Here is a 15,439-nt window from a genome sequence, read left to right as displayed (position 1 = left end):
AAGGAGAATCGATGATGACCCGTTTGGCCCCTTCCAAGTTGATCGCCGGTGGCCTGGCCCTGGCCGCGTTCGGCGCAGGTCCCGCCTTTGCCGCCAAGGATGCCGTGATGGCGGTGTACTCCACCTTCACCACGCTCGATCCGTACGACGCCAACGACACGCTGTCGCAAGCCGCCGCCAAGTCCTTCTACCAAGGCCTGTTCGGCTTTGACAAGGACATGAAGCTGATCAACGTGCTGGCCGAGAGCTATGAAGCCAGCAAGGACGGCCTGACGTACACCATCAAGCTGAAGAAGAACGTGAAGTTCCACGACGGCACAGCCTTCGATGCCGCCGCCGTCAAGGCCAACTTCGACCGTGTCACCAACCCGGCCAACAAGCTCAAGCGCTACACGCTGTTCAACCGCGTGGCCAAGACGGAAGTGGTCGACGCCAACACCGTCAAGGTCACGCTGAAGGAGCCGTTCTCGCCGTTCATCAATGTGCTGGCCCACCCGTCCGCCGTGATGATCTCGCCCGCAGCGCTGCAGAAGTACGGCAAGGACATCGCTTTCCATCCGGTCGGCACCGGCCCGTTCGAGTTCGTCGAGTGGAAGCAGCCCGATCACCTGAAGGGCAAGAAATTCGCCGGTTTCTGGAAGACCGGCTATCCCAAGATCGATTCCATCACCTGGAAGCCGGTGGTGGACAACAACACGCGTGCCGCCATCATGCAGACCGGCGAAGCGGACTTTGCCTTCAGCATTCCGTTCGAACAGGCGGCCGTGCTCAAGGGCAGTGCCAAGGTGGACCTGATCGCCTCGCCCTCGATCATCCAGCGCTACCTGAGCATGAACACCATGGTCAAGCCGTTCAACGACCCCAAGGTGCGCCAGGCCATCAACTACGCCATCAACAAGGACGCGCTGGCCAAGGTAGCCTTCGCCGGTTACGCCACGCCGATGGACGGCGTGGTGCCCGCGGGCGTGGACTACGCCGAGAAGCTGGGCCCGTGGCCGTATGACCCGGCCAAGGCACGCGCGCTGCTCAAGGAAGCCGGCTACCCGAACGGCTTCGAGACCACGCTGTGGTCCGCGTACAACCACACCACCGCGCAGAAGGTGATCCAGTTCGTGCAGCAGCAACTGCAGCAAGTCGGCATCAAGGCGACCGTGCAAGCGCTTGAGGCCGGCCAGCGCGTCGAGAAGGTGGAGAGCGTGCAGAAGCCGGAAGATGCCGGCGTGCGCATGTACTACGTAGGCTGGTCGTCATCGACCGGCGAGTCCGACTGGGCGCTGCGTCCGCTGCTGGCCTCGGAATCGATGCCGCCCAAGCTGCTGAACACCGCGTACTACAAGAACGACCAGGTCGACGCCGACATCGCCGGCGCCCTGCGTACCACCGACCGTGGCGAGAAGGCCCGTCTGTACAAGGATGCGCAGGAACACATCTGGAAGGATGCGCCCTGGGCGTTCCTGGTGACTGAAAAGGTGCTGTATGCGCGCAGCAAGCGCCTGACGGGCGCCTACGTGACGCCGGACGGCTCGTTCAGCTTCGACGAGATCGACATCAAGCAGTAAGCGCATTGGCTTGACGCGTGGCGCGTCCCATCAGCGCGGTGCCACGTGCTCAGTCATCGCTTAGCGGTACAGCGCAGTAAGCCGTGCACGGCCGCCTGCCCACAGTCGCGGGGGCAGGGCGGGCGGCCCGCGGTCTTTAATCATCCGGTGCATCATGCTGAATTACTTTCTCAAACGATTCCTGGGCGTGATCCCCACATTGCTGATCGTGGCAGTGCTGGTGTTCCTGTTCGTCCACCTGTTGCCCGGCGATCCCGCCCGGCTCGCGGCCGGCCCCGAGGCCGACCAGGCCACGGTGGAACTGGTGCGCCGCGATCTCGGCCTGGACAAGCCGCTGCCCGAGCAGTTCGTGCAATTCTTCTCGAACGCCGTGCGCTGGGAGTTTGGCAATTCGCTGCGCACCAAGCGGCCGGTCAGCGAGGAAATCGGCGACCGCTTCATGCCGACCCTGTACCTGACGCTGGCCTCGATGGTTTGGGCGGTGATCTTCGGCATGGTGATCGGGATCAGCTCGGCCGTCTGGCGCAACCGCTGGCCCGACCGCTTCGGCATGACGCTCGCCGTGTCCGGCATTTCGTTTCCCGCCTTCGCGCTGGGCATGCTGCTGATGGAGGTGTTCTCGGTGCAGCTGGGCTGGCTGCCGTCGATCGGCGCCGATACCTGGAAGCACTACATCCTGCCGTCGATCACGCTGGGCGCCGCGGTGGCCGCCGTGATGGCACGTTTTACCCGCGCCTCCTTTGTCGAGGTGCTGAATGAAGATTTCGTGCGGACCGCGCGCGCCAAGGGCGTGGGCGAGTTCCTGGTGGTGGCCAAGCACTGCCTGCGCAACGCCATGATTCCCGTGGTGACCATGATGGGCCTGCAGTTCGGCTTCCTGCTGGGCGGCTCGATCGTGGTGGAAAAGGTGTTCAACTGGCCTGGCCTCGGACGCCTGCTGGTGGACGCGGTCGAGATGCGCGACTACCCGGTCATCCAGGCCGAGGTGCTGCTGTTCTCGCTCGAGTTCATCCTGATCAACCTGGTGGTCGACGTGCTGTACACCGTCATCAACCCCGCCATTCGTTACAAGTAAGTGAGGCCGGCATGACCCAGCTATCCACGCCCGCCAACGGCGAGCCCGCCGTTCCGGCCGCAGCCGCCACGCAAGAAGCCGTGCGCACGCCCTGGACCGAGTTCTGGCGCAAATTCCGCAAGCAGCACCTGGCGCTCGGCGCGGGCGTGTTCGTGCTGCTGCTGGTGGCGGTGGCGGTCCTCGCCCCGCACCTGGTGCCTTACGATCCGGAGAATTTCTTCGACTACGACGCGCTCAATGCCGGCCCCTCCGCCGCGCACTGGTTTGGCGTCGATTCGCTCGGGCGTGACATCTTCAGCCGCATCCTGGCCGGTGCCCGCATCTCGCTGGCGGCGGGCTTCTTCTCGGTGATCATCGGCGCCATCGTGGGCACCGTGCTCGGCCTGCTGGCCGGCTACTACGAAGGCTGGTGGGACCGCATCGTGATGCGTATCTCCGATGTGCTGTTCGCCTTCCCCGGCATCCTGCTGGCGATCGGCATCGTCGCCATCCTCGGCAACGGCATGACCAACGTGATCTTCGCGGTGGCGGTGTTCAGCATCCCGGCGTTCGCCCGCCTGGTGCGCGGCAATACGCTGATGCTCAAGCGCCTGACGTATGTAGAAGCCGCGCGCAGCATCGGCGCGTCCGACTTCACCATCCTGATGCGCCACATCCTGCCGGGCACCATCTCGTCCATCGTGGTGTATTTCTCGATGCGTATCGGCACCTCGATCATCACCGCGGCCAGCCTGTCTTTCCTGGGCCTGGGCGCGCAGCCGCCCACGCCGGAGTGGGGCGCGATGCTCAACGAAGCCCGCGCCGACATGGTGACCGCGCCGCATGTGGCGATTTTCCCCAGCCTGGCCATCTTCCTGACCGTGCTGGCGTTCAACCTGCTGGGCGACGGCCTGCGCGACGCGCTGGACCCGAAGATCGACCGGCGCTAAGGAGCGCACGCGGATGTCCGGATCCATGCCGCATATCGGCGCGTTGCCAGCCGGCGCGCGCAACAGCATCACCGACGTGCCGGGCGTGGCGGTTGGCCAATGCACGCTGGCCGACGGCGCCTGCCAGACCGGTGTGACGGTGGTGCTGCCGCACGGCGGCAACCTGTTCACCGACAAGGTGCCGGCCGCCGCGACCGTGCTCAATGGCTTCGGCAAGAGCGTAGGCCTGGTGCAGGTGGAAGAGCTCGGCGTGCTGGAGACGCCCATCGCGCTGAGTAACACCTTTGCCGTGGGCGCGCTGTCGCAGGCGCAGATCCGGCAGGCCATCGCGGCCAATCCGGAGATCGGGCGTGCCTGGCCAACGGTCAACCCGCTGGTGTTCGAGTGCAATGACGGCTACCTGAACGACATACAGGCGATGGCCGTGCAGGAGGCGCACTATGCGCAAGCCTGCGCCGCGGCCAGCGTGGATTTCGCGCAGGGCGCGGTCGGGGCAGGGCGCGGCATGTCGTCGTTCGGACTGAAAGGCGGCATCGGCTCCGCCTCCCGCCAGGTGGGCGAATACCATGTGGGCGTGCTGGTGCAGGCGAACTTCGGCACCTTGCCCAGCTTTACCGTGGCCGGCGCACGCCTTGGCGGCTTGCTGGCCGAACGGCTCCAGGCGCATACGCAAACGCCGGCGGAGTCAGGGCCGGAGAAAGGCTCGATCATCATGATCCTGGCCACCGACGCGCCGCTCGACGCCCGCCAGCTGCGCCGCCTGTCGCTACGCGCGGGGGCGGGCCTGGCGCGCACCGGCTCGGTATTCGGCCACGGCTCGGGCGACATCGCGCTCGCTTTTTCCACCGCCTACACCGTGCCGCAACAAGCCGGCGCGCCCATGCCGGCGCTGGCCATGCTGCATGAAACCCGGCTCGATGCGCTGTTCCATGCCGCCGCCGACAGCATTGAGCAGGCCATCCTGCATGCGCTGTGGCAGGCCGAAACCGTACGTGGCCGTGATGGGCACCAGCGTGTCGCGCTGCGCGAACTGATGCCCGAGCTGCCACAATGGCTGCTGCGCGCGGCACCGACGAACTGAATTTCCACAAGCCATGAAGATCCTGATTTCCACCGACATCGAAGGCGTAGCCGGGGTATTCCATCCCGAGCAGACCCGCGCCGACAACGGCGAGTACGAACGCGCCCGCGCCTGGATGACGGCCGAAGCCAATGCCGCCGTGCAGGGCGCCTTCGCGGGCGGCGCGGCCGAAGTGCTGGTCAACGACTCCCACGGCGGCTTTCGCAACCTGCTGCCGGATCAGCTCGACCCGCGCGCGCGCCTGGTGCTGGGCAAGCCGCGCTACCTTGGCATGATGGCCGGGGTGCACGGCTGCGACGGCGTCTTCATGATCGGCTACCACGGCCGCGCGCAAAGCCGCGGTATCCTCGCCCACACCATCAACAGCAGCGCGTTCGCCCGCATCTGGCTCAACGGCCAGGAGCTGGGCGAGGCCGGGATCTACGGCGCCCTGGCGGGCGAATTCGGCGTGCCGGTGCTGATGGCCAGCGGTGACGATATCTTCGTGGAAGAGACCCGACCGCTGATGCCCTGGGTGCGCTACGTACAGACCAAGGAGGCCGGCGGGCAGGGCAGCGGCACCACGCTGTCGCTGGCCGCCTCGCGCGAGGCCATCGCTGCTGCCGCCGAAGTGGCGGTGCGCAATGCGGACGGGCGCCCCCTGAAGATCGACGGCCCGATCCGTTGCCGCCTGCAGACCCAGAGCCCGGCGTTCGCCGACCTGTTCTGCCAGTGGCCCACGCTGGAGCGCGTGGACGGCGTCACGCTGGTATTCGACGCCGCCTCGGTGCAGGCGGCCGTGCGCATGCTGAACTGCCTGTCGGCGATGTCGTTCATGCTGAAGTAGGCTGCGCCCTGGCCTGTTGTGCCCTGTTGTGCCCTGTTGTGCCCTGTTGTGCCCTGTTGTGCCCTGTTGTGCCCTGTTGTGCCCTGTTGTGCCCGGTTGTGCCGCTGCTGGCCGCATGGTGGACAATGGCGGGTGGCAGCCGCCGGCGGCGCCCCGCAAGCCATAAGCCACTTTGCAGCACTCATCACGGCAGGTACAAGCAGATTCATGATCGCAGTCAACGACGGGAGCTGGACTCCCGTACGCAAGGATTTTGTCGAGCCCGGCACGCGCTGCCGGCAGCAGGTCGGCCGTGGGCGGCACCACGGCTTCGGTAACGGCCAGGCCTTTATCCTGCGCGACGGGCAAGGCCACGAGTACCCCTTTGGCGAGGCCTGCGCGCGGGCCGTGCTTGCTGAGCCAGACCTGTTGTACCTGGTGCCAGACTACACCGAGCGGGACGCCGGCCAGCCCGTGCCCGAAGCGACCGCGCCGGACAACGACGAGTTCGAGGCCACCGGTCCGGCCGCTCCGCGTTCCCGCGGCGCGGCGGGCGGCGGCCGCCAAGGCAAGGCCAGCGACGCCGCGCTGCGGCGTACAGCCGCCATTCGTTACCTCGTGTTGCGCATGGAAAAGGTGGCCGGCGTGCCGCGCGTGCAACCCACCGTGCGTTTTCCTGCGCTCGAAGCGGTGTATCAGTCCTACCTTGAAACCGGCGAACTGCCGGATGCCCAGGTCAAGCGCATTCTCGCCATCGAGCGCAGCGCAACCACGCCGCCCAAGCTCAAGACCATCAACCTGCTCGATGTCTACACCGCGCACGTCAAGCTGGAGCGCGTGATCCAGGAGTCCAACCGCGTCGAGCAGCGCCGGTTCCTGCGCAGCATCCATGACTGGCTGGCGCGCCACCTGGTGCTGTCCGCCGCCCAGATCGCCGCGGCAGGCATCCAGATGCATCCGCATGCGTTCCGCTCCCTGTTGCTGCGTGAGGCGGTGCCGGCGGATGCCGCCAAGGGGGAGAAGGGCGGCAAGGGCGGCAAGGGCGATATGGGAGCCAAAGGCGAGAAGGGCGCCAAGGGCGGCAAAGGCTAGCTGCCCGGCTTCGGGCGGCTTCGGATGGCAATGCCGGCCAAGTTGGCGTTTAATAGCGGCACCCCCACTCCTCGCCAAGCGCGAAATCTGCTGTCATGTCCTTGCACACCAGCTTTTCCCGCAGTTATGTCGAAGCCCGGCAGAAATTCCGTGACGCGGCCCAGGCTGCCGGCGGCACCCTGACCGATTTTCCCCATCCCACCAAGCGCGGCTGCGCCGACGAGGAACTCGCCATGGATGTCGCCTGGGTGGGCGGCGCCGAGGCCGGGCGCGTGCTCATGGTGACTTCAGGCATGCACGGCGTGGAAGGCTTCTGCGGCTCCGGGGCGCAGGTCGCCATGCTGGGCGACGCGGATCTGCTGCAGGCGTGCGCCGGCGCGGGCGTGGCGCTGCTGCTGGTGCATGCGGTCAATCCCTACGGCTTCTCGCATATGCGCCGGGTCAACGAAGACAACGTTGATCTCAACCGCAATTTCATGGATTTCACCCAGCCGCTGCCCGACAACGCGCCGTATGCCGAGGTGGCGCCCATGCTGCTGCCCGAGCACTGGCCGCCCTCCGAGACCGACCAGGCCGCGCTGATGAAGGCGGTGGCCGAGAAAGGCCTGCCCTGGTACCAGGCGGCGGTGAGCGCGGGCCAGTATCAGGCGCCCGAAGGGCTGTTCTTCGGCGGCAACAAGGCGACCTGGAGCAATTACACGCTGCGCCGCATCCTGGCGCGCTTCGGCGCCGGGCGCGAAGCCCTGCGCTGGATCGACCTGCATACCGGCCTGGGGCCTTGGGGCTACGGTGAGCCGATTTACATGGGGCCGGACCGCGAAGAGGCAATCGGCAAGGTGCGCGCTATCTGGGGCAGCAATGTCACCTCGATCTACGATGGCTCGTCGGCATCGGCCAATCTCAACGGCATGGCCTGGGTGGCCGCGCCGCAGACGTTGCCGACGCTGGCGTATAGCGGCATCGCGCTGGAGTTCGGCACCTTGCCTGTTACCGAGGTGTTGGAGGCATTACGTGGCGATCATTGGCTGCACCTGCACCCGGAGGCGGATGAAGGCCAGCGGAATTTGATTCGGCAGGCGATGTGGCATGCCTTTTATGGGGATGCGGACGACTGGCGGGCGAGCGTGGTGGAGCAGGTCAGGGAGGCGGTGGTGAAGGGGCTGGCGGGATGGTGAGGGACTGAGCGAACTATCCGGCCGTCGCGGCTGGCATCCATTGCGAAGAAAGACGGCCGCAGGAATCTGCGGCCGTGTCTTGTGCACGCCTTCAACCTGGCAGTGCTTCGTAAGTCAGCAGGAACACCTGTTCCTCGCCAGCGCTGACCGGCAGCCAGACGATCTCCAGTCCGGGGAACGCGGCCTCCACATTGGCGTGCTCGTTGCCGATCTCCACCACCAGCGCGCCGCCCGGGTTCAGGTGCGCTTTGGCGCCATCGATGATGCGCCGTACCACGTCCATGCCGTCGTCGCCGCCAGCCAGTGCGATGCGCGGCTCGGCCTGGTATTCGGCCGGCAGCGCTTGCATGGAGGTTTCGTTGACGTAGGGCGGGTTGGTGAGGATCACATCGTACTTGGCGCCCGCGGGCAGCGGTGCGTACAGGTCGCCCTCATACAGGCTGATGCGGTCTTCCATCTTGTAGTCCGCCACATTGCGGCGGGCCACAGCCAGCGCATCCGGCGAGATGTCGACCGCATCGATGCGGGCCTTCGGCCAGACATGCGCGGCGATGATGGGCAGGCAGCCCGAGCCGGTGCACAGCTCCAGCACCGGGCCGATTTCGGCGCTGTCGCCTACCCACGGTTCCAGTCCTTCATGCAGCAGTTCGCCAACGAAGCTGCGCGGCACGATCACGCGCGAGTCCACGTAGAAGCGCAGGCCGTGCATGAAGGCCTCGTTGGTGATATAGGCCGCGGGCACGCGCTCGGTCACGCGGCGCTCGATGACCTGCAGCACGGCGTCGACTTCTTCGGGCAGCAGGCGCGCGTCGAGGAACGGGTCGAGCGTGTCCAGCGGCAGGTGCAGCGTATGCAGCGTCAGGTACGCGGCTTCGTCGTAGGCATTGGCGCTGCCGTGGCCAAAGGACAGCTTGGCCTGGGTGAAGCGCGATACCGCGAAGCGCAGCAGGTCGCGCACGGTGAGCAGGGGGGAGGAGGTTGCCATAACGTCTTTTTCTGGTCCGCGGCGATCAGGCGATCAGGCGTTCCAGCACGCCACGGTAAATGTTCTTGAGGGGTTCGATAAATCGCACTTCCACGTGCTCGTCGATCTTGTGGATGCTTGCATTGGGCGGCCCGAACTCGATCACCTGCGGGCAGATCTTGGCGATAAAGCGGCCATCCGAGGTGCCGCCGGTGGTGGACAGCTCGGTCTTGATGCCCGTTTCCGCCGCGATGGCGCCAGCCAGCGCTTCGGAAAGGTCGCCGCGCGCGGTCAGGAAGGGCTCGCCGCCCAGGGTCCAGTCCAGGTCGTAGTCGAGCTGGTGGCGGTCCAGGATGGCATGCACGCGCGCCTTCAGGCCGTCGGGCGTGCTGGCGGTGGAGAAGCGGAAATTGAAATCGACGGTGACATGGCCGGGGATCACGTTGGTGGCGCCGGTGCCGCCGTGGATATTCGACATCTGCCAGCTGGTGGCGGGGAAGTACTCGTTGCCTTCGTCCCAGCGCTCGTTCACCAGGTCGGTCAATGCGGGCACGGCCAGGTGGATGGGGTTCTTGGCCAGATGCGGGTAGGCGATATGGCCTTGCACGCCCTTGACGCTGAGCTTGCCCGAGAGCGAGCCGCGCCGGCCGTTCTTGACCATGTCGCCGAGCGTGTCGACCGAGGTGGGCTCGCCGATCACGCAGTAATCGAGTCGCTCGCCGCGCGCCTTCAGCGCTTCGACCACCTTGACGGTGCCATCGTGCGCGGGGCCTTCCTCGTCGCTGGTGATCAGCAAGGCGATGGAGCCGGCGTGGTCCGGGTGGGCCTGCACGAATTCTTCGACCGCTACCACGAAGCCAGCGATGGAGGTCTTCATGTCGGCGGCGCCGCGGCCGTACAGCTTGCCGTCGCGGTGGCTGGGCAGGAAGGGGTCGGAGCCCCATTGCTCCAGCGGGCCGGTGGGCACCACGTCGGTGTGGCCGGCAAAGGCCAGCAGCTTGCCGTCCTGGCCGCGCGTGCCGCGCTTGACGGCCCACAGGTTGGTCACGCGGAAGTCGTCCGGGCCGCTGACGATGGCTTCGCAGGCGAAGCCCAGCGCCTTCAGGCGGGTTTCCAGCACGGCCTGGCAGCCTTCATCGGCGGGCGTGACGGAGCGGCGGCGGATCAGGTCTTCGGTGAGGGCGAGGGTGGGGTTCATGGTGGCAGCGAGGAGGCGCGTGGCGCCGGAGTCCGGCGGGGTGCATGGTTCGAGTCTTGCGTCCTGGCAGCGCGCATGTCCTGGCGCTGCCATCGGGCTTAAAAAAGGCTGGCGTAATTATCCGGTGAAAACCCCACGCTGACGCTGCCCTTGTGGGCCAGCACCGGCCGCTTGATCAGCGACGGGCTTTGCTGCATCAGCGCAATCGCGCCGGCTTCCTGTTCTGCAAGCGCCTTGTCCGCGTCGGACAGCGCGCGCCAGGTGGTGCCTTTGCGGTTGAGCAGGGTGGCGAGCGGCACATGCGCGAGCCAGCCGCGCAGCATGGCTTCGTCCACGCCTTGCTTCTTGAAGTCGTGGAAGGTGTAATCCACACCGTTGGATTCCAGCCAGGTGCGGGCTTTCTTGACGGTATCGCAGTTGGGAATGCCGTAGAGCAGGACAGTCATGGCGAATTCGGGGCCAGCCGGGGCTAGCGCAGCAAGAGGTTGAGGGCGACCACCAGGCCGGCGAGGCCCAGCGCGAAACCAGCCATGGCCACCGCCGTCATCAGGCGCAGCCGGCGGTCCAGCCGTGCGGCTTCGCGGCGCAGGGCCTCGATGGTGATGGCGTGTTGCTCGGCCAGCAGCTTGACGGCCTCGGCCTGCTGCATGGCGGCGTTCTCCAGCTCCGCAATGCGCGCGGCAGGGTCACGCGCGTCCTGGCCGGGCATGTCGGCGCTGCCATCGCGGCGCTTGCCTTTCTTGATCTTCTCGATGGTCTTGTTGGCCTGTTCGAGGATCGTGGGCAGCAGCGAGAGAACGGTGGTGACAGTGGTCGGGTCCAGGGCCATGAGTCGCTTGCGAAGGGCGGGCCAGCGGCGGCCGGCGGCGGTATCCATTGAGCGGGAACCGTTGGAGAGCGGGAAAAGGGAAAAGGAAAAAGGGGTGAGGGGAGCGTTAGCGTTCTGATCCGGCATTCCGGTTCAGGCCGGCCGTGCACGCGCACGTTTGCGGGCCAGGGGCGCTCCCCTCGATGCAGCGGGCGAGATCAGTCGCCGCGCAGCAGGTCGTTCAGGCTGGTCTTGGCGCGGGTTTGCGCGTCCACCTTCTTGACGATCACGGCGCAGTACAGGCTGTACTTGCCATCCTTGGAGGGCAGGTTGCCCGCCACCACCACCGAGCCAGCCGGCACGCGGCCGTAGTGGATCTCGCCGGTTTCGCGGTCATAGATCTTGGTCGACTGGCCGAGGTACACGCCCATCGAGATCACCGAGTTTTCTTCCACGATCACGCCTTCGACCACTTCCGAGCGCGCGCCGATGAAGCAGTTGTCTTCGATGATGACCGGGTTGGCCTGCAGCGGCTCGAGCACGCCGCCGATGCCGACGCCGCCGGACAGGTGGACGTTCTTGCCGATCTGGGCGCACGAGCCGACGGTGGCCCAGGTGTCGACCATGGTGCCTTCATCGACGTAGGCGCCGATGTTGACGTACGAAGGCATCAGCACGGCGTTCTTGGCGATGAACGAGCCACGGCGGGCGACCGCCGGGGGCACCACGCGGAAGCCGCCCTTGGCGAAGTCGTCAGCGGTCCAGTTGGCGAACTTGGTCGGGACCTTGTCGTAGAACTGGGCGAAGCCGCCAGCGGACATCGGCGCGTTGTCTTCCAGGCGGAACGACAGCAGCACGGCCTTCTTGATCCACTGGTTGACGATCCATTCCTTGCCTTGCTTCTCGGCTACGCGCAGGGCGCCGGTGTCGAGCTGGCCGATCACGTTGGCCACGGCTTCGCGGATGTCGTTGGGGGCGGACTTGGGCGAGAGGCTTGCGCGGTCTTCCCATGCCTGGTCGATCAGGGCTTGCAGTGCTTGCGTCATATGCGTGTTTTCAGTGGTTGATCGTTGTCTACAACAAAATACGGTGTGTGCGGCGCGGTGCACTTTGCCCGCATCCGCTGGTTTCAGCCCAGCGACTTGCAGAAGGCGACGATGCGGCGCGCGCCTTCCAGGCACTCCTCGGGCGTGGCCACCAGCGCCATGCGCACGCGGTTGGCGCCCGGGTTGATGCCGTCGGCCTCGCGCGCCAGGTAGCTGCCCGGCAGCACGGTAACGTTCTGCTCGGCCAGCAGCCGCGCGGCAAACTCGGTGTCGGACAGGCCGGTGCGCGAGACATCCGCCCACAGGTAGAAGCCGGCATCGGGCAAGGCCACGTCCAGCACCTCGGCCAGCATCGGCGTGACCTCGGCAAACTTGCGTACGTAGGCGGCGCGATTGTCGCGCACATGGGCCTCGTCGTTCCAGGCCGCCATGCTGGCGGTCTGCACCGCCGGGTTCATGGCGCCGCCGTGATAGGTACGGTATAGCAGGAATTTCTTCAGCAGGGCGGCATCGCCGGCCACGAAGCCCGAGCGCAGGCCCGGTACGTTGGAGCGCTTGGACAGGCTGGAGAACATCACCAGGCGCTCGAAGGGATGGGCGCCTTCGGCACGGCCCAGCTTGTGCGCGGCTTCCAGCGCGCCCAGCGGCGGCTCGCCTTCCTTGAAGTAGATCTCGGAGTAGCACTCGTCCGAGGCGATCACGAAGCCATAGCGGTCGGACAGCGCGAACAGCTCGCGCCAGTCTTCCAGCGACAGCACGGCACCGGTCGGGTTGCCCGGAGAGCACACAAAGACCAGCTGCACCTTGGCCCAGGTCTCGGCGCTAATGCGGTCGAAAGCGGGCGCGAAGTTGCGCGCCGGATCGCTGTTTGCAAATACCGGCGTGGCACCGGCCAGCAGGGCCGCGCCTTCATAGATCTGATAGAACGGGTTGGGGCACAGCACCAGCGCGCCGGGCTGGCTGGCGTCGACCACGGTCTGGGCGAAGGCGAACAAGGCCTCGCGCGAGCCGGTGACCGGCAGCACCTGGGTGGCGGCATTGACCGCCGGCAGGTTGTAGCGGCGCTGGATCCACGTGGCCATGCACTGTCGTAGTGCATCCGATCCGGCCGTTGTGGGATAATTCGCCAGCCCTTGCAGCGCGTTTGACAGCGCTGTCTTGATGAATTCGGGCGTGGGGTGCTTGGGTTCGCCGATGCCGAAGCTGATCGCGGGCAGCGCGCCGTTTGGCTTGACGTCAGCCAGCAGCGCGCGCAGTTTCTCGAACGGATAGGGCTGGAGCAGGTCGAGGCGGGGATTCACGATCGGGTTCAGGCCGGTAGGGCCAAGCTCAAAGCCGGTCATTATAAAGGATTGCCGCGCATTCCCGCGTGCCGGCAAGGCCTTGCCGGCACGCCGCGCCGGCTTGTCCCTGCCTATCCCCGGCCGTCCGCGACCGGCCCCGGTCGCGCCGCGGTGCTTTTCCGATACCGAATGCTGACTGGCTGCCCAAGTGGCAGCCTTAACCGTTTTCCCATGAGCAATCTGCCCGTCACTTCCACCGCTTCGGCCCCGGCCGACCCGCATGCCTTCAAATCCACCTTGTCCATCCTGCTGGGCGCCTCGGTCTGGGGCATCGCCTGGTTCCCCTACCGGCTGCTCGCCGGCTGGGGGCTGGGTGGCATGACGGCAGCCGCGCTGGTGAGCGCCATGGCCGCGCTGATCGCCCTGGTGGCCTTCGCCCGCCACCTGGGCGGCCTGCGCTGGTCGTGGCTGTTCGTGGCGATCGGGCTGGCGGCGGGTGTGACCAACGCCGGCTTTGTATGGGGCAGCGTCAACGGCCATGTGATGCGGGTGTTGCTGCTGTTCTACCTGACGCCGGTATGGACGGCCTTGTTTGCCCGCGTCTTCCTGGGCGAGAAACTGTCGGCATCCGGCTTGCTGCTGGTGGTGCTGGCGCTGTTTGGCGCGGGGCTGATGCTGTGGACGCCGGAAGTGGGCCTGCCGCTGCCAACGCACGCGGCGGAATGGTCCGGCCTGATCGGCGGCATGGGTTTTGCCGTCAACAATGTGCTGTCGCGCCGGGCCGGGCAGCTTTACCCGGAGATGGATGCGCGCCTGCGCACCGTGATGGTCTACGTGGGCTGCACCGCGGTCGGCCTGCCGTGCGCGCTGTTGCTGGAGCCGGGCGGTGTGGCGCTGGCGCCGGTGATCGGCTGGGGCGGCGTGGCGCTGATGCTGGGCCTCGCCGCCACGCTGGTGCTGAGCAATTCGGTGGTCCAGTACGGACTGCAGCGCCTGCCGGCCAACCGGGTATCGCTGCTGATGCTGTTCGAGATCGTGATCGCGGCGGTGTCGTCGTGGTGGCTGGCGACCGAGACGCTGAGCTGGAAGGAGGCCGCCGGCGGCCTGTGCATCGTGGCGGCTGGCGCCTTGTCGGGGCTGGTGCACCGCACCAAGGCGCGTCGCGGCAACGATGCCGCCGGTGCGGCGGACCAGGCGCTACAGCCGCAATAGCTGGCGCCGCGCCTCAATAAAGCATCGCCCGCGACACCACCGCCACCAGCGGCTTGCGGATGGCGCGTTCCACGCCGGCATGCAGGTGCAGCGGGCGGAGCAGCATCTTGACCGTCATCTCGATCGGCAGGTTGCGCCGGATCACGGCGCTCACCCGGGAGTTGAGCTTGCGCACGTCCCGTTGCGGGATATCCTCGGTGCCGCGCTCGATGCGCAGCACATTGCGCAGCGCGATCTCCGCGTCTTCGTTCTTGATTTCCAGCAAGCGGCGCACCAAGGCGCCCAGTACGCGCAGGCGGCCGAGCCGTTCCACGCCGTTGAAGGTGTTGAAGTAGCGGTAGAAGTGCTTGTAGTGGCGCACCTCGTCGTCAGCGATGCGCCGCGTCAGGTTGCGCAGCACCGGCTCGTCGCTGGCTTGCTCCAGAGAGCGGTAGAGGGCTGCGGTGCCCGTCTCGACCACGCAGCGCGCTGCCATCTCAAGGGCTTTCGTGGGTTCGAAATTGTCGATCGAGCAGGTATGGCGGTATTCGTCGAAGAACCGCGCATAGCCGCGCTCCCAGTCGAACTCGGGCCAGACATGTTCCACGTAGCGCCGCAGGGCCAGGCCGTGCTGCAGCTCCTCCGCCTCCCAGTGTTCGGACAGCCAGCCGGAGGCCTCGGGATTGGCGGCGTAGTAGTTGGCTAGGTTGCCGGCGTACGTGTCCGAGCCGCTTTCGACAAAGGACGCCGACACCAGCAGGTAGAACAACTCCCGATCGGGCCGGACAAGGGCGGTGTCGATGGCCTGGAAATCGATGTCGCTCAAGGACCATTGTGGCGTTTTGGGCACATTCACGGCATCTTGGCCGGGCAAGCTGCTGTCGGATATCGCCGGTAAGAAGGCGGTCATGCTGGACACTCCCAGAAGGGTCGCGAAGCCGGGTTCCGTGTTGGCCGGAGGCAGCCATTGCGCCGGGAACGGGGCGGCAGGTGCAATGGGCCTCAAGGATCACGCTGACAATAAGAGACTAGCACTAACCCTTGGAAGTTTCCCGCCGGTGCCAAGAAGTGCGACGACGTTAAGCGCAGGGTGGTGGTCTTTAGCCGCATGGCAGCATCGCCGCAAGTGTGGGGCGTGAACCGCACGGGGTGTATCGGAAGCGGCCCAAACTCCCTTGGGGAAATGGCTTGCGCTTAGCCCGGAAAGCGCCCGGACGCCGAAGGCGCGATGGT

General features: G+C 66.4%; 15 protein-coding genes. 8 read left to right on the top strand and 7 right to left on the bottom strand.

Features of this window, described 5'->3' with window-relative positions; all coding sequences use genetic code 11:
- Positions 1 to 11: 11 nt before the first annotated feature.
- From gsiB to AC07XB_RS03740, 7 genes are all read left to right on the top strand, one after another.
- On the top strand, positions 12 to 1,559 hold the full coding sequence (gene gsiB, locus AC07XB_RS03770; protein WP_492826375.1) for a glutathione ABC transporter substrate-binding protein GsiB: 1,548 nt from the start codon (positions 12 to 14) through the stop codon (positions 1,557 to 1,559).
- A gap of 154 nt (positions 1,560 to 1,713) precedes the next feature.
- Positions 1,714 to 2,634, top strand: coding sequence for a glutathione ABC transporter permease GsiC (gsiC, locus tag AC07XB_RS03765; protein ID WP_416048798.1), 921 nt, complete (start codon positions 1,714 to 1,716; stop codon positions 2,632 to 2,634).
- A gap of 11 nt (positions 2,635 to 2,645) precedes the next feature.
- Positions 2,646 to 3,563 carry a glutathione ABC transporter permease GsiD gene (gene gsiD / locus AC07XB_RS03760; protein ID WP_183031225.1) on the top strand — a complete coding sequence of 306 codons (918 nt, stop codon included), beginning with the start codon at positions 2,646 to 2,648 and terminating at the stop codon, positions 3,561 to 3,563.
- A gap of 13 nt (positions 3,564 to 3,576) precedes the next feature.
- Positions 3,577 to 4,644, top strand: a complete 1,068-nt coding sequence (locus tag AC07XB_RS03755) for a DmpA family aminopeptidase (RefSeq protein ID WP_492826373.1) — start codon at positions 3,577 to 3,579, stop codon at positions 4,642 to 4,644.
- A 13-nt stretch (positions 4,645 to 4,657) separates the two neighbouring features.
- A complete protein-coding gene (locus tag AC07XB_RS03750; protein ID WP_492826371.1) occupies positions 4,658 to 5,470 on the top strand; it encodes a M55 family metallopeptidase in 813 nt (270 codons plus the stop codon).
- Between the two features lie 207 nt (positions 5,471 to 5,677).
- A complete protein-coding gene (locus AC07XB_RS03745) occupies positions 5,678 to 6,541 on the top strand; it encodes a hypothetical protein (RefSeq protein WP_492826369.1) in 864 nt (287 codons plus the stop codon).
- 95 nt (positions 6,542 to 6,636) lie between these two features.
- On the top strand, positions 6,637 to 7,716 hold the full coding sequence (locus AC07XB_RS03740) for a M14 family metallopeptidase (RefSeq protein WP_492808610.1): 1,080 nt from the start codon (positions 6,637 to 6,639) through the stop codon (positions 7,714 to 7,716).
- 91 nt (positions 7,717 to 7,807) lie between these two features.
- On the opposite strand, the gene prmB is transcribed toward AC07XB_RS03740, so the two are convergent.
- The 6 genes from prmB to dapC form a co-directional block, all read right to left on the bottom strand.
- Positions 7,808 to 8,701 (bottom strand): 50S ribosomal protein L3 N(5)-glutamine methyltransferase, encoded by an 894-nt coding sequence (gene prmB / locus AC07XB_RS03735; RefSeq protein ID WP_492826367.1) that lies wholly within the window; start codon positions 8,699 to 8,701, stop codon positions 7,808 to 7,810.
- 25 nt (positions 8,702 to 8,726) lie between these two features.
- Complete coding sequence (gene dapE, locus AC07XB_RS03730) at positions 8,727 to 9,878, bottom strand: succinyl-diaminopimelate desuccinylase (protein WP_492371688.1); 1,152 nt, start codon at positions 9,876 to 9,878, stop codon at positions 8,727 to 8,729.
- A gap of 98 nt (positions 9,879 to 9,976) precedes the next feature.
- The gene (locus AC07XB_RS03725) at positions 9,977 to 10,324 is read right to left on the bottom strand and encodes an ArsC family reductase (protein ID WP_150983508.1); all 348 of its coding nucleotides are present in this window, start codon (positions 10,322 to 10,324) and stop codon (positions 9,977 to 9,979) included.
- Positions 10,325 to 10,347: 23 nt separating this feature from the next.
- Positions 10,348 to 10,707: a hypothetical protein gene (locus tag AC07XB_RS03720; protein ID WP_492371689.1), complete on the bottom strand. Its 360-nt coding sequence runs from the start codon at positions 10,705 to 10,707 to the stop codon at positions 10,348 to 10,350.
- Positions 10,708 to 10,904: 197 nt separating this feature from the next.
- Entirely contained in the window at positions 10,905 to 11,732 is an 828-nt protein-coding gene (gene dapD / locus AC07XB_RS03715; protein WP_043346976.1) for a 2,3,4,5-tetrahydropyridine-2,6-dicarboxylate N-succinyltransferase, read from the bottom strand.
- Positions 11,733 to 11,815: 83 nt separating this feature from the next.
- Positions 11,816 to 13,033, bottom strand: coding sequence for a succinyldiaminopimelate transaminase (dapC, locus tag AC07XB_RS03710; RefSeq protein WP_492826509.1), 1,218 nt, complete (start codon positions 13,031 to 13,033; stop codon positions 11,816 to 11,818).
- Positions 13,034 to 13,246: 213 nt separating this feature from the next.
- On the opposite strand from dapC, the gene AC07XB_RS03705 reads away from it, so the two are divergent.
- Positions 13,247 to 14,227, top strand: a complete 981-nt coding sequence (locus AC07XB_RS03705) for a DMT family transporter (protein ID WP_492808606.1) — start codon at positions 13,247 to 13,249, stop codon at positions 14,225 to 14,227.
- Between the two features lie 13 nt (positions 14,228 to 14,240).
- Here the strand turns inward: AC07XB_RS03705 and AC07XB_RS03700 are convergent, their stop codons facing one another.
- Positions 14,241 to 15,116 carry a ferritin-like domain-containing protein gene (locus AC07XB_RS03700; RefSeq protein WP_492371691.1) on the bottom strand — a complete coding sequence of 292 codons (876 nt, stop codon included), beginning with the start codon at positions 15,114 to 15,116 and terminating at the stop codon, positions 14,241 to 14,243.
- Positions 15,117 to 15,439: the final 323 nt, after the last annotated feature.

It is taken from the genome of Cupriavidus sp. GW821-FHT02F09, from assembly GCF_059421605.1.
Note: the sequence above shows the minus strand (reverse complement) of the source record. Positions and strands in the feature narration are given on the sequence as shown.

Bases quoted from the DNA above. Each gene is read 5' to 3' on its own strand.
- AC07XB_RS03740 (WP_492808610.1), top strand. From the start codon at position 6,637: ATGTCCTTGCACACCAGCTTTTCCCGCAGTTATGTCGAAGCCCGGCAG.
- AC07XB_RS03750 (WP_492826371.1), top strand. From the start codon at position 4,658: ATGAAGATCCTGATTTCCACCGACATCGAAGGCGTAGCCGGGGTATTC.
- AC07XB_RS03755 (WP_492826373.1), top strand. From the start codon at position 3,577: ATGTCCGGATCCATGCCGCATATCGGCGCGTTGCCAGCCGGCGCGCGC.
- gsiB (WP_492826375.1), top strand. From the start codon at position 12: ATGATGACCCGTTTGGCCCCTTCCAAGTTGATCGCCGGTGGCCTGGCC.
- dapD (WP_043346976.1), bottom strand. From the start codon at position 11,732: ATGACGCAAGCACTGCAAGCCCTGATCGACCAGGCATGGGAAGACCGC.
- AC07XB_RS03705 (WP_492808606.1), top strand. From the start codon at position 13,247: ATGAGCAATCTGCCCGTCACTTCCACCGCTTCGGCCCCGGCCGACCCG.
- prmB (WP_492826367.1), bottom strand. From the start codon at position 8,701: ATGGCAACCTCCTCCCCCCTGCTCACCGTGCGCGACCTGCTGCGCTTC.
- dapE (WP_492371688.1), bottom strand. From the start codon at position 9,878: ATGAACCCCACCCTCGCCCTCACCGAAGACCTGATCCGCCGCCGCTCC.
- gsiC (WP_416048798.1), top strand. From the start codon at position 1,714: ATGCTGAATTACTTTCTCAAACGATTCCTGGGCGTGATCCCCACATTG.
- AC07XB_RS03720 (WP_492371689.1), bottom strand. From the start codon at position 10,707: ATGGCCCTGGACCCGACCACTGTCACCACCGTTCTCTCGCTGCTGCCC.
- AC07XB_RS03745 (WP_492826369.1), top strand. From the start codon at position 5,678: ATGATCGCAGTCAACGACGGGAGCTGGACTCCCGTACGCAAGGATTTT.
- gsiD (WP_183031225.1), top strand. From the start codon at position 2,646: ATGACCCAGCTATCCACGCCCGCCAACGGCGAGCCCGCCGTTCCGGCC.
- AC07XB_RS03700 (WP_492371691.1), bottom strand. From the start codon at position 15,116: ATGACCGCCTTCTTACCGGCGATATCCGACAGCAGCTTGCCCGGCCAA.
- AC07XB_RS03725 (WP_150983508.1), bottom strand. From the start codon at position 10,324: ATGACTGTCCTGCTCTACGGCATTCCCAACTGCGATACCGTCAAGAAA.